The 12,017-nt window shown below is 64.4% G+C and carries 14 protein-coding genes and 2 tRNA genes; 7 read left to right on the top strand and 9 right to left on the bottom strand.

Going from position 1 to position 12,017, the window contains the following annotated elements:
- Positions 1-2: 2 nt before the first annotated feature.
- The gene (gene nadC, locus KM135_RS12970; RefSeq protein WP_221714500.1) at positions 3-869 is read left to right on the top strand and encodes a carboxylating nicotinate-nucleotide diphosphorylase; all 867 of its coding nucleotides are present in this window, start codon (positions 3-5) and stop codon (positions 867-869) included.
- On the opposite strand, the gene KM135_RS20150 is transcribed toward nadC, so the two are convergent.
- Positions 856-1,119, bottom strand: coding sequence for a hypothetical protein (locus KM135_RS20150; protein ID WP_343228191.1), 264 nt, complete (start codon positions 1,117-1,119; stop codon positions 856-858). The two genes, nadC and KM135_RS20150, sit on opposite strands and share 14 nt — an antisense overlap.
- On the opposite strand from KM135_RS20150, the gene KM135_RS12965 reads away from it, so the two are divergent.
- Positions 1,003-1,566, top strand: a complete 564-nt coding sequence (locus KM135_RS12965) for a ribonuclease T2 (protein WP_343228190.1) — start codon at positions 1,003-1,005, stop codon at positions 1,564-1,566. The genes KM135_RS20150 and KM135_RS12965 overlap by 117 nt on opposite strands.
- A 2-nt stretch (positions 1,567-1,568) precedes the next feature.
- Here KM135_RS12965 and KM135_RS12960 read toward each other — a convergent pair whose 3' ends face one another.
- The 8 genes from KM135_RS12960 to aroA all read right to left on the bottom strand — a co-directional run bounded on the left by KM135_RS12960 (position 1,569) and on the right by aroA (position 8,591).
- The gene (locus KM135_RS12960; protein ID WP_221714438.1) at positions 1,569-2,003 is read right to left on the bottom strand and encodes a DUF4112 domain-containing protein; all 435 of its coding nucleotides are present in this window, start codon (positions 2,001-2,003) and stop codon (positions 1,569-1,571) included.
- 48 nt (positions 2,004-2,051) lie between these two features.
- Positions 2,052-3,524 carry an ABC transporter substrate-binding protein gene (locus KM135_RS12955; protein ID WP_221714437.1) on the bottom strand — a complete coding sequence of 491 codons (1,473 nt, stop codon included), beginning with the start codon at positions 3,522-3,524 and terminating at the stop codon, positions 2,052-2,054.
- Between the two features lie 26 nt (positions 3,525-3,550).
- Positions 3,551-3,636, bottom strand: a tRNA-Leu gene (locus KM135_RS12950).
- A gap of 94 nt (positions 3,637-3,730) precedes the next feature.
- Positions 3,731-4,012: an HU family DNA-binding protein gene (locus KM135_RS12945; protein ID WP_221714436.1), complete on the bottom strand. Its 282-nt coding sequence runs from the start codon at positions 4,010-4,012 to the stop codon at positions 3,731-3,733.
- Between the two features lie 220 nt (positions 4,013-4,232).
- Positions 4,233-5,939 (bottom strand): 30S ribosomal protein S1, encoded by a 1,707-nt coding sequence (gene rpsA, locus KM135_RS12940; protein WP_221714435.1) that lies wholly within the window; start codon positions 5,937-5,939, stop codon positions 4,233-4,235.
- 177 nt (positions 5,940-6,116) lie between these two features.
- Positions 6,117-6,734, bottom strand: a complete 618-nt coding sequence (locus tag KM135_RS12935) for a (d)CMP kinase (RefSeq protein ID WP_221714434.1) — start codon at positions 6,732-6,734, stop codon at positions 6,117-6,119.
- Positions 6,735-6,744: 10 nt separating this feature from the next.
- The gene (locus tag KM135_RS12930) at positions 6,745-7,254 is read right to left on the bottom strand and encodes a hypothetical protein (protein ID WP_221714433.1); all 510 of its coding nucleotides are present in this window, start codon (positions 7,252-7,254) and stop codon (positions 6,745-6,747) included.
- On the bottom strand, positions 7,251-8,591 hold the full coding sequence (gene aroA / locus KM135_RS12925; RefSeq protein WP_221714432.1) for a 3-phosphoshikimate 1-carboxyvinyltransferase: 1,341 nt from the start codon (positions 8,589-8,591) through the stop codon (positions 7,251-7,253). The genes KM135_RS12930 and aroA overlap by 4 nt, the downstream gene beginning before the upstream one ends.
- Positions 8,592-8,765: 174 nt before the next feature.
- On the opposite strand from aroA, the gene KM135_RS12920 reads away from it, so the two are divergent.
- The 5 genes from KM135_RS12920 (at position 8,766) to KM135_RS12900 (ending at position 11,970) form a co-directional block, all read left to right on the top strand.
- The gene (locus KM135_RS12920; protein ID WP_221714431.1) at positions 8,766-9,095 is read left to right on the top strand and encodes a TIGR02300 family protein; all 330 of its coding nucleotides are present in this window, start codon (positions 8,766-8,768) and stop codon (positions 9,093-9,095) included.
- A gap of 109 nt (positions 9,096-9,204) precedes the next feature.
- A tRNA-Ala gene (locus tag KM135_RS12915) sits at positions 9,205-9,280 on the top strand.
- A 296-nt stretch (positions 9,281-9,576) separates the two neighbouring features.
- A complete protein-coding gene (locus tag KM135_RS19800; RefSeq protein ID WP_246606049.1) occupies positions 9,577-10,182 on the top strand; it encodes a PEPxxWA-CTERM sorting domain-containing protein in 606 nt (201 codons plus the stop codon).
- Positions 10,183-10,361: 179 nt separating this feature from the next.
- Complete coding sequence (locus KM135_RS20215; RefSeq protein ID WP_221714430.1) at positions 10,362-10,991, top strand: sigma-70 family RNA polymerase sigma factor; 630 nt, start codon at positions 10,362-10,364, stop codon at positions 10,989-10,991.
- Positions 10,960-11,970 (top strand): FecR family protein, encoded by a 1,011-nt coding sequence (locus KM135_RS12900; protein WP_221714429.1) that lies wholly within the window; start codon positions 10,960-10,962, stop codon positions 11,968-11,970. Before KM135_RS20215 ends, KM135_RS12900 begins: the two co-directional genes overlap by 32 nt.
- The last annotated feature ends 47 nt before the right edge of the window (positions 11,971-12,017 follow it).

The following is a 12,017-nucleotide window of genomic DNA, read 5'->3' as shown; positions in this document are numbered from 1 at the left end:
TTGTGACCGCGCCGTTCTCGCTGGAGGGCTTCGATCTCGATGCCTTCGTCGCATCGACGCTGGCGGAGGATCTTGGCGGACCGCTGGGCGATGGCGGCCGCGATGTAACGTCGGAAAGCGTGATCCCGGCGAGCGCGCTCTTCACCGGCGTGATGGACAGCCGGGATGCCGTCACGGTCGCGGGCCTGCCGATTGCCGAGGCGTTCTTCCGGGCGCTCGATCCAGATGTGAAGATCGATGTGCTGGTGAGCGAAGGCGATCAGGTCCCCGCCGGGACCGATCTGATGCGCCTGCGTGGCCAGGCCCGCGCCATGCTGACGGCAGAGCGATCGGCGCTCAACACGGTGCAGCATCTCTCGGGAATCGCGATGATGACGCGCAGCTATGTCGACAAGATCGCCGGTACGGGCGCGATCTTGCTCGATACGCGCAAAACCATCCCCGGCCTGCGTGTGCTTGAAAAATATGCGACGCGCATGGGCGGCGCGCAGAACCACCGCATGGGTCTCTGGGATGCGGCCATGATCAAGGACAATCATATCGCGGTTGCCGGATCGATCGGCCAGGCAGTGGGTGCTGCAAGAGCGGCAGGCATTGCCCGCATCATCGTCGAGGTCGACCGGGTCGATCAAATCGAGCCGGCGATCGCGGCAGGCGCGACGCATCTGCTGCTCGACAATATGACGCCCGAGGTGCTGCGCGGCGCCGTCACGCTGGTCGGCAAGCGGGTGCCGACCGAAGCTTCAGGCGGCATTCGACTCGATACGATCCGCGCCGTGGCCGAAACCGGGGTGGACTATATCAGTGTCGGGCGGCTGACGCAGTCGGCGCCAGCGGCAGATATCGGGCTTGATTTCACGCATGAATGACGTGCGGCTGCGCGCGCTCCTCGCCGTTGCGCTGCTGACGGCGACGCCTGCTCAAGCGCAACTCACGGCCTGTCAATTGCCCGACCGATTGCCCACCTTGAACGGCAATGCGCGGCCCGATGCTGCGCGGCGGATCGTTCCCATCGATGGCTATATTCTCGCGCTCAGCTGGTCGCCGCAGCATTGTGCCCGCGCCCGAAATCCCGATCGTTTCCAATGTGAAAACAATCGTTTTGGGTTCATTCTTCACGGCCTCTGGCCACAAGGCCGCAACGGTAGCTGGCCGCAATATTGTAGGCCGGCAGCACCGCTTTCCGCGGCCGTGCTGCGCAGCAATTTGTGCGCGACACCGTCTGCGAACCTTATGCAGCATGAATGGGCGAAGCACGGTACTTGCATGGCGCGGAAGCCGGAGGCCTATTTCGATCAGGCGCGGGCCGCCTACGGCCGGTTGCGGTTTCCGGACACGCTGGCGCTCGCACGCCGCGATGGTCTTACCGTCGGCAGCCTGACGGCAGCCATGGTTTCGGCCAATGGACGCGCATTGTCCGCGCGCAGCATCAAGATACGGACAACGCGGGATGGCTGGCTGGAGGAAGTTCAGATCTGCCTCGACCGTCGTCAGCGCTTCGCGGTCTGTGGGGCGGACGATCGGCCGGCCCCGTCGCCGACCAGAGCGATCCGCATCCGCCTCTGATCTCAGCCGTCGATGATCGCCGTCTGCGGATGATGGCGGTCGAGATGCTTGCGGATGATCCGCAGATTGCGGCTGTTCGATCGGAAGACGAGATCAAAGGCGTCGCCGACCAGCGGGATGGCACCGATCGCGGTGTCGATGCCGACATTCGCGCTCATCCGCAGCAATTGCCAGCGCGACATGCCGAGATTGCGCGCCTCCCAGACGATCCACGCGCCCATCGCCGCCGATATCAGGTCGCCCAGCACCGGCAAGACGCCCAGAACGGCATCCAGACCGACGCGGAAGCGCGTACCGGGCACAACGAACGCATTTTCGAGCATATGCTCCATCATCTCGACACGTTGGCGCACGGACTGCGGATCGCGGCCCATGCCAGGCATGCGATCGAGCTGTGCCATCATCTCATCGAAACGCGGGTTGTTCTGGCCTGCCATCGGCAAAAGCGATCCTTCTTCGACGCCGGCAATCCGCCCGGCCTCTCCCTAGTTGGGAATGGCGATGAGCCTGTTCAATGGATGGATGCCCCGTGGCGAAAGCTGCAGGCCAGTCAGGCGCCGGTCCGCCAAGGCCCAGCGAATGGGCTGGCCGAGCGGAATATAGCCGACATGCGCCACGACGCGACCTTCCGCTTCCGTCAGGCGTTCGGCCTGAATGGCCGGATCGCCCGCCTGCCGGGCTTCGGCAAGCAAAGCGGATGCCTCGGGATCGCAGCGCAAGCCGGCCGCGCAGTCAAGACGGCTCAGATACCAGAGCGCGCTATCGAACGGGGCGACTTCGTCGATCAGGACCAGATCGGCCCGCTCGCGTTGCGCGACCCGGTCCACGCGCAGTCCAAGCTGGCCGAAATCCTGCGCAAGACGGATGAACAACAAGGAGGCACCTGGTCCTTCCGGCAAGGCGATCCGTAGCATCGGCGGCTCGCCATTCGCCGCGCGCCACCGCGCGATCACGTCGCGCGCGGACTCGATACGTTCCGTGATCGGCCGCCCCGTCCAGGCCGGAGCGCTCGGCTGGCGATTGATCCCGAGCGGCGCGGGCAGGGGATATTCGGCTGTCCGCCAGCCCTGCACATTCCATGTTTCCGCGAGCGCCGCGCGATCGATCACGCGCGCCAGTGCATCGCGGACCGACACGTCATCGAGGAAATCCGAAGTCCCGGTAATGCCCAGTCCGAGAAGCCCTGCGACTGGATCGACACGCACGGCATTCGCTTCGATGCCCACTGCGCCGATCAGCGGAAGGTGGGGGAAACGCCCCCCGATCACGAGATCGGCATCGCCTTGCTTGAAGCGGACGAGGGCCAGCGACGCCCTGCTGGCGCGCAGCGCGCGCTGCTCCCCGGCCACAACCTCCTGCTCCTCGACAGGGACTGTCGAACGAGGAACGGGAGTCAGCATCAGGACATCACCATAGCGCGCCTGGCGAAAAGGTCCGGTCCCGCCCGCGCGGGTCAGGATGCCGAATTGGGGCTGTGCCAGCAATTGCAGGAAGGCGGGCAAGGCCGCGCGGAGCCGGATCTCGATCACCCGGTCGGTCATTGCGCGCACGTCAGGCTTGAGCCCGGCCATGGAAAGCGGATTTGCGCGCATTCGCTCGCGCAGAAGCCTCGCGACCTCTTCTGCCTTGACCGTTTCGCCGTTCGGCCAGGTCAGGCGCTTGAGCCGGAAGATGTAGCTCTGGCCCTCGTCGGCGACGATCCAGCTTTCGGCCAGCGCGTCCACGACCTCGCCGCGCGCGTCATAGCTCAGAAGACCTTGCGCTGTCGCACCCAGGACGGCCTTGGCCGCCGGCGGATTGCTGTCGCGCAGGGGATTGGCGGCCTGTTCGGCCTGGCCGATGACATCGACCTCGATGGGGCCGTCATCCTGCCCGACATTGCATCCTGACAGCATGAGCAGAGCGGCGGTCAGCCCTGCCCAACGCGGCTTGCTCGATTTGCGGGGCCGGGTGCCCATGTCGTCCGCGATCTCCATCGGATAGCTGGTGCGGACGGCGGGACTTGAACCCGCACTCTCAGGGAGAAGCAGATTTTAAGTCTGCTGCGTCTACCGATTTCGCCACGTCCGCATGCGCGCCGAACCACGCCAGTGGTCCATGCCATGGCGTTTCGTTCGGTGCCAGAGCCTTGGCAACAGGCGCGCACCCCGCACGCCCGTCACGCTCAGCTCGCGTTGAGACGAACCCGCATTTCCTTGCCGGGCTTGAAGTGCGGCACCCGCTTGGCCGGGACGACCACTGCTGCGCCGGTGCGCGGGTTACGGCCCGTGCGGCCTCCGCGCGAACGAGTCGTGAATGCGCCGAAACCGCGAAGCTCGACGCGGCCGCCGTCGGCCAGGCGGCCGCCGATGGAATCGAACACGATATCGACGATGCGATCGACCTCCTGAACGCTCAGGTCAGGATGAAGCATGGCGAGTTTCTGCACGAGCTGCGAACGAATCATCTCTTCGATCTTTCCGATAAGGCCGAAGCCTGCCCCTTTATCGACGATAGCGCTCTGATTACCCCAAATTTTACGCTCTCGTGATTAACGCGATTTGCCACAGACAAGGCCCAAATCAAGCGGAATCGCGCTGCCTGGGCATAATGAAACGGGCCGATCGATACTGGATCGACCGGCCCGGAAATTTTTGTCAACTGTTGCTTTTGACTTGCAAGAGCGATCAGTTCTTGGCCTTGAGCGCCTCGCCCAGAATGTCGCCAAGCGACGCGCCGCTGTCGGACGAGCCGTATTGCGCGACGGCCGCCTTCTCTTCGGCGATCTGCAGGGCCTTGACCGAGAAGTTCGGCTTCTTGGAGCGGTCGAAACCGATCACCAGCGCGTCGAACTTCTGACCGACCTGGAAGCGGTCGGGGCGCTGCTCGTCGCGGTCGCGGCCGAGGTCGCTGCGCTTGATGAAGCCGGTCACGCCGTCATCGCCGGCCTGGACTTCGAGGCCGCCGTCGCGAACTTCGAGAACGGTGACGGTGACCGTCTCGTTCTTGTTCACGCCCGCGCCGCCCGAACGGCCTGCGCCGGCCGCGGGCGCACCCTTCTCGAGCTGCTTCATGCCGAGGCTGATGCGCTCCTTCTCGACATCGACGTCGAGCACGATGGCCGTGACCATTTCGCCCTTGCGATGCAGGTTGAGCGCATCCTCACCCGAGATGCCCCAGGCGATATCCGACATGTGGACCATGCCGTCGACATCGCCATCGAGGCCGATGAACAGGCCGAACTCGGTCGCGTTCTTGACTTCGCCCTCGACGGTAGAGCCGACCGGGTGGCGCTCGGCGAAGCTGTCCCAAGGATTGGAGATGGCTTGCTTGAGGCCCAGGCTGATGCGGCGCTTGTCGGCATCGACCTCGAGCACGATGACGTCCACTTCCTGCGAGGTGGAGACGATCTTGCCCGGATGGACGTTCTTCTTGGTCCAGCTCATCTCGGAGACGTGGACCAGACCTTCGATACCCGGCTCCAGCTCGACGAATGCGCCATATTCGGTGATGTTCGTCACGCGGCCCGAGAGCTTCGCGCCGACCGGATACTTGGCGGAAGCGCCTTCCCACGGATCGCTCTCGAGCTGCTTCATGCCGAGGCTGATGCGCTGCGTGTCGCGATTGATGCGGATGATCTGCACCTTCACGGTGTCGCCGATGCCGATCATTTCGCTCGGGTGATTGATGCGCTTGTAGCTGAGATCCGTGACGTGCAGCAGGCCATCGATGCCGCCGAGGTCGACGAACGCACCATAATCGGTGATGTTCTTGACGACGCCGTCGATGATCTGACCTTCGGCCAGCGTCTGGATCAGGCCGCTGCGCTGCTCGGCACGGGTTTCCTCGAGGATGGCGCGACGCGACACGACGATATTGCCGCGGCGACGATCCATCTTGAGGATCTGGAAGGGCTGGGGAATGTCCATGAGCGGCGTGACGTCGCGCACCGGACGGATATCGACCTGCGAGCCGGGCAGGAACGCCACGGCGCCGTCCAGATCGACGGTGAAGCCGCCCTTGACGCGACCGAAGATGACGCCTTCGACACGGGCATTCTCGGAGAACTCGCTCTCGAGCTTGTCCCAGGCGGCTTCGCGACGCGCACGATCGCGCGACAGCATGGCCTCGCCATTGCTGTTCTCGACGCGATCGACATAGACCTCGACTTCATCGCCGACGCTCAGCTCGGCCTTCTGGCCGGGGGCGGCGAACTCGCGCAGGGCAACGCGGCCCTCGCTCTTGAGGCCGACGTCGATCACGACCATGTCGTTCTCGATCGCAGTCACGGTGCCCTTGACGACGCGGCCTTCGAAGCCGCCGTCCGCACCGCCGAGTGATTCATTGAGAAGCGCAGCGAAATCGTCGCGCGTGGGGTTTGCCGTAGAGGCCATGAATAGGTTCCTTCAACGTCGTTGCTGGCCAACCGGTTGTCTCCGGTGGTCTTTGGCCAAACTGCCCGGACGGCCTCATGCCGGCCGAGCATCCGGCGTGCGGGAGCCGATGGAACCAATAGCTTTAAGAAAAGCAAAAGGCCGCCGCGCAATAGCGAAGCGCCTCGTCCGGGTCGCCTATGCGCGATCCTGCAGCCGAGCTTCCACCAGCGCGATCGCGCGCTGAACGGCCGCGCCTATACTCAAATCGCTCGTATCGAGCAAGTCCGCATCCTCGGCCTGCTTGAGCGGCGCATCGGCGCGCTCCATGTCGCGCTTGTCACGGGCCGCAATCTCGGCGGCGACGCTTTCCAGCGACTCCGCCGCCAGCTCGGCATGACGGCGGCGAGCACGGACGGCGACGCTGGCGGTGACGAAAAGCTTCGCGTCGGCATCGGGCGCGATGACCGTGCCGATATCGCGCCCATCGAGCACCGCGCCGCCGGGCTGGGCGGCAAAGGCGCGCTGGCGCTCGAGCAAGGCGGCACGCACGCCGGGGTGGCGCGAGGCACGGCTCGCCAGCGGACCGGCTTCCTCGGACCGCAATTCCGGATCCGCCAGCAGCTCATCGGGAAAGTCACAGGCGGCGAGAGCATCGTCCGGATCATCCGGATTGCCGCCGGCACGCGCCACCGACACGCCCACGGCGCGATAGAGCAGCCCGGTATCAAGATGCGGCAGGCCATAATGCGCCGCCAGAGCGCGCGCGATCGTTCCCTTGCCCGACGCGGCCGGCCCATCGACGGCGATGATCATGCTGCGACGATCATGGATAGTCGTCGTAGCCGATCAGGCTCGCCTGGAGCAGCTTGCCATCGGTATCGAAGCTGATCTCGATCCGGCCCGGCTTGAGCGGGAGGATGCACAGCTCGCCGCTCGCGTCGGGTCGGCAATCGAACGGCGCGCCGCGGGTCTCGCGGCCGACCGCGGCCATGACCATAGGCTTGTCGCGAAATTGCCCGATGCCGAGTGCGGGGATCGATTTCCAGAGATAGTCCGCAGCACGAACGGTCTTGGCGATGACGAAGCGGCGGTTCATCGTCTCGCCGCCAAAGGTATAGCGCACGCCACTCTTGTCCATCGTCTCGCAGCTGATGCTGGCCAGACAGGCGCCCGAGCGATCCAGTTTCATGAAGCCACGCGCATCGAGATAGAGCGTGTCGATCAGCACCATCGAGAAGCCGCGATCGATGCGCAGCTGATCCGCCGAGGGCCGGTAAATATGGCCCGGACTACCGAAGCCGATTTGCAGCAACATCATGGGGAGCAGGATCACGACTCACCCCTCAGCGTGCGCAGCAGGTCCGTGAAGCCCGGAAAGCTGGTCGCGACCGGACTCATATCATCGATGATGAGGCCGCTCCGCGTATTGAGGCCCGCGACAGCGAAACTCATGGCGATGCGGTGATCCAGCTCGGCGGCGATTGTCGGCGCGCTGTTGCCGCCGTCGAGCGGATCGCCGGCACGGCCATCGATAATGAGGCCGTCTTCCTGTTCCTCGACCGAGGCACCGATGCGCGCGAGGCCATGCGCCATCAGGGCGAGACGATCGGACTCCTTGACGCGCAGTTCGTCGAGCCCGCTGGTGCGCGTCCGGCCGCTGGCATGGGCGGCGGCGACGAAGAAGATCGGGAACTCGTCGATCATACTCGGCGCGATATCCGGCGGAACGTCGATGCCGGTAAGAGCGCTGTGCCGTGCGACCAGATCCGCAACCGGTTCACCGCCGACCTCGCGCTCGTTGGTGATGCTGAGGTCCGCGCCCATTGCCTGGAGCATGCGGAAGATGCCGGTGCGCGTCGGGTTCATGCCGACATTGGTGACCGTCACCTCCGAGCCCGGCGTGATGAGCGCCGCGACGACAGGGAAGGCGGCGGAGGAGGGGTCGCCCGGCACGACGAGCGTCTGCGGGCGCAATTCGGCCTCACCGGTGACGGAAATGATCCGCGTACCGTCCGGCTCGACTTCGACCTCAAGCTGCGCGCCGAACCCCCGAAGCATGCGCTCGCTATGATCGCGGGTCGGGACCGGCTCGATGACACGGGTGATCCCCGGTGCGTTGAGGCCGGCCAGCAGAATGGCCGACTTCACCTGCGCGGACGCGACCGGCAGACGATATTCGATCGGCACGGCGGGCACGAGGCCGCGCATCGTGAGCGGAAGGCGGCCGCCGGGCGCATTCATGAACTCCGCGCCCATGAGGCCGAGCGGCGTCGTCACGCGACTCATGGGGCGCTTGCTGAGGCTTGCGTCGCCGATGAAGGTCGCGGTGAGGTTGTGGCTGGCCAGCAGGCCCATGAGCAGGCGGGTCGAGGTGCCGCTATTGCCCATGTCGAGTGCGGTCTGGGGCTGCGTGAGCGAGCCCACGCCGACGCCATATATATGCCAGACACCGTTCTCGTTCCGCTCGATCTGCGCGCCGAGCGCGCGCATGGCGGCGGCGGTGGCCAGCACATCCTCGCCTTCCAGCAGGCCGGAGACATGGCTCTCGCCGACCGCGAGCGCGGAGAGCATGAGTGAGCGATGGGAAATGCTCTTGTCGCCCGGCACCTGCGCGGTGCCGCGAAGCGGAGCACCAGGCTCGAAGAGCATGTTGCGCGCAATCTCTGTCATGGAACGTTGCAATCCGGAAAACGGGCCGTCGTAGCGACAGTCGCACGCGGCGAAAGAAAAATGGCCAACTGCTTTTGACAGCGCGGACCTGCTATGGCAAGGCGCGCGACACTTCGCGGCAGGGCGACCTGTTCGCGCACGATTTCATTTCTTTTGGAAGGATAGAGGCGGCACATGGTGAAGCCTGAATGGGGAACGAAGCGGACCTGCCCCAAGTGCGCGATACGCTTCTACGATCTGGGCAAGGACGAGCCCGTGACCTGCATCGAGTGCGGCAACGTCTGGACGCCCGAGCCGGTGCTCAAGTCCAAGCAGCCGCTGCCGTTCGAGGAACTGCCCAAGCAGGCCGCGGTCGTGGCCGAAACGGACACGGATGCCGATGACGATCTGGACATCGATATCGATGTCGATGACGCCGAAGGGTCGCCGGATAACGACGTCGACCTTGGCGGCGACGACGATCTCGGCGTCGAGGCCGGTGACGACAGCGACGAAGAAAATTGAGGCAACGTTAACTTTACCAGCCTATTGAAATTGGACTTGCAGCGAGGCGGGGCCTGACATAAAGGCGACGCCTCGCGGCGATGGGCCCATCCATCGCCATCAAATGATCGGGGCCGTAGCTCAGCTGGGAGAGCGCTACACTGGCAGTGTAGAGGTCAGGGGTTCGATCCCCCTCGGCTCCACCATTTCCTTCCAAAACATAATGCTGAACGTGCATATGCCGTGCGCTGATTGGCGCGACCTTGCCGACGCCGCGATGCGTCGCCGCAAGACGAGCGATGCGTATGCCTGACAACTTTCCGATTTATCAGATGTCTCCGGGCCAGGAAGGCCTGGGGCGTTCATTTGTGCTCACAAATTAACAGTTCTCGGGGAATCCGTATCTTTCAAGGACATGATCCTGAACGGCGCAATAACCGTTTGACATCCCGATGAATTGTGCGAGATTTTCGATGGGATGAGAATTGGTGGGAGTGGTGACATGAAGTTCGCTCGTCTTGTTCTGTGCGCCAGCGCGCTGGCCATGCCGATGTCAGCCAACGCGCTCGTTTCGGGTCTTGGCGGCGGCGGCCCGATCCTGACGCTGACCTCGGCCGGGCTAAATGGCGGCTCGGTCGCGACGCTGACCGGCGGCACGGTTTATTCCAGCGATCAGCCAATCGCGTCCATACCGGTCGGCACGGTCGGCAATTTTCTGGCAGCCGGCCCATCGTCGGGCGCGATCGCGCTGCTGACCTTCGCGCCCGGAACCGATTATCTGTCGTTTCTCTGGGGGTCGCCCGACGTTCGCAATCGCCTGACACTCACGACCACCTTGGGTGCGTTCGTCTTCTCGCCCGTGAGCATGGCCTTCTCCGAGACCGCCGGTGACCAGAGCTTCGCGCAGCAGGTCTATTTCAAAACTGATCCGGGCGAATTCATCCTGACCGCACGTTTTGCCAATGCGCAGGCGATCGACGCGATCGAGGTCTCGAACTTCAGCATCACGCCGGTGCCGGAGCCCGCCAGCTGGGCCATGATGATCGGCGGCTTCGCGATCGTCGGGGCCGCGATGCGTCGCCGCAGGACGAGCATTGCGTTCGCCTGAAACGGCCTCGGATCGACTTTTTGGAAGCGCGGCCGGGGCGACTTGGCTGCGCTTTCCGTTTGAGGCAAGACGTGGTTCCGTCCTCATCAGCAATGCCGTTTAATTCACTTGTGAGCCAATTGTGAGCGGCTAACATCCTGCCCAAACAAGACGATGATCGGAGGGGGCACGGCGCGCTCGTGGCTGGGAGGTTCGATTTCTCGAATGAACGCGCGGCATGGCTCGGCCGCCATATCCTGCCGCATGAGCGCAGCCTGCGCGCGCAACTTTGCCGCTGGCGATTCCCTGACGACCTCGACGTCGACGACGTCATCCAGGAAACCTACGCCAAGCTCTCGACGCTGGATGACGTCGAGCGGATCCGCAACCCGAGAGCCTATTTCTTCCAGATCGCCCGGTCCATCATTCTCATGCATGTGCGGCGCTCCCGCGTCGTCTCGATCCAGGCGGTCGAGCAGCTCGATCAGCTGGCAGTGGCGTCCGACGAGCCCGGACCGGAGGTGCAGGCATCCGACCGGGAACAACTCCGCCTGCTCGCGACGATGATCGCGCGGCTTCCCAAGGCCAGTCAGATGGCGATGACCCTGCGGTTCGCGCATGATCTTTCGCACCGCGAAATCGGCGCGCGTCTGGGCATGACAGCCAATGCGGTTCAGAAAAGTCTGGCGAAAAGCCTATCGACCTTTGTGCGACAACTTGGCAGAGGCGGAATGGAAGGTCCCGATGCATCTAAGGATGGATCGCAAGACCCTGTCGTAAGGATCCGACCGCCTCATCATGTCGAGACGAGAGACCAGCGCCGAGATTGACGATGCTGCAGCCCAATGGGCAATGCGGTTCGACGAGGCTGGTCCGGGCGAGGCAGAGCAAACCGAATTCGAGCAATGGCTGGAGTGCGACATCCGCCGGGTGGGTGCCTTTGCCCGCGCCCAGGCGGTCCTCGTCCATGTCAGACGGGCGCGGGCGCTGGGTGCCGGTTTCGAACCTTCGAGTTTCGAGAGCGTGCCCAGCGAAGCCGTTGCGCCGGACTCCCTCGAAGCACCTGCCGCGCCGTTCCTGACGCGGCGGCGGATGCTGATGGGGGGGGCGGCGGTCGCGGCGACCGGCGCCTTTGCCGTCCTGCTGCCGACACAGCGTGCGGCGGCGGTGGTCTATGAAACGGGCAGGGGGGAAGTCCGCCTCGTGCCGCTGAGCGACGGTTCCACGGTGACGCTGAACACGGACTCCCGCATCGCCGTGACGATCGATGACACGCATCGCCACGTGCAACTCGTCCATGGTGAGGCCCTGTTCAAGGTCGCTACCGCCAAGAGGCCGGCATTCACGGTCGAGACCGGCGAAATGTCGGTCCGGGCGCAGAGCGCGACGTTCGCGGTATGCCGGCTCAAGGCGGGCGCGCCCGAGGTCAAGGTGTGCGACGGCAATGTCGATGTCGCGAAAAGCAGCTTCCTCGGGCGGAACACGCGGCATCTTGGCGCCAATATGCGCGCGGTGATCAAGCCGGACGGAGTGATGATTGATGGCAAGGTGGCGGCCGGGACTCTCGAGCGCGAGCTGGCCTGGCAGGAAGGCATGCTGTCCTTCGAGGATACGCCGCTCAGCCAGGCAGTCGCGCAGTTCGCGCGCTATAGCGACCGGCATATCCGCATTGCCGACCCGGCCGTCGCCGCCGAAACTGTCACCGGCCTCTATGCCGCTAATAATCCGGAAGGTTTTGCCCAGGCCGTCGCGCTGGGTCTCAATCTTCATATGCAAAAGACCGCCGGCAATATTATACTGACGCGCTGATCCGGTCGCGCCGAGTTTTCCGTCGGCCCGGCGTCTGGTCACCACGA

The sequence above is a fragment of the Sphingobium xanthum genome (genome assembly GCF_019737615.1).
GTDB classification, from domain to species: domain Bacteria; phylum Pseudomonadota; class Alphaproteobacteria; order Sphingomonadales; family Sphingomonadaceae; genus Sphingobium; species Sphingobium xanthum.
This window is presented reverse-complemented; position numbering and strand designations above follow the sequence as displayed.

Excerpts from the sequence above, each read along its gene's own strand:
- KM135_RS12960 (WP_221714438.1), bottom strand. The coding sequence starts at position 2,003 with ATGGCAGGCCAGAACAACCCGCGTTTCGATGAGATGATGGCACAGCTC.
- KM135_RS12955 (WP_221714437.1), bottom strand. The coding sequence starts at position 3,524 with ATGGGCACCCGGCCCCGCAAATCGAGCAAGCCGCGTTGGGCAGGGCTG.
- KM135_RS12945 (WP_221714436.1), bottom strand. The coding sequence starts at position 4,012 with ATGATTCGTTCGCAGCTCGTGCAGAAACTCGCCATGCTTCATCCTGAC.
- rpsA (WP_221714435.1), bottom strand. The coding sequence starts at position 5,939 with ATGGCCTCTACGGCAAACCCCACGCGCGACGATTTCGCTGCGCTTCTC.
- KM135_RS12935 (WP_221714434.1), bottom strand. The coding sequence starts at position 6,734 with ATGATCATCGCCGTCGATGGGCCGGCCGCGTCGGGCAAGGGAACGATC.
- aroA (WP_221714432.1), bottom strand. The coding sequence starts at position 8,591 with ATGACAGAGATTGCGCGCAACATGCTCTTCGAGCCTGGTGCTCCGCTT.
- KM135_RS12920 (WP_221714431.1), top strand. The coding sequence starts at position 8,766 with ATGGTGAAGCCTGAATGGGGAACGAAGCGGACCTGCCCCAAGTGCGCG.
- KM135_RS19800 (WP_246606049.1), top strand. The coding sequence starts at position 9,577 with ATGAAGTTCGCTCGTCTTGTTCTGTGCGCCAGCGCGCTGGCCATGCCG.
- KM135_RS12900 (WP_221714429.1), top strand. The coding sequence starts at position 10,960 with ATGTCGAGACGAGAGACCAGCGCCGAGATTGACGATGCTGCAGCCCAA.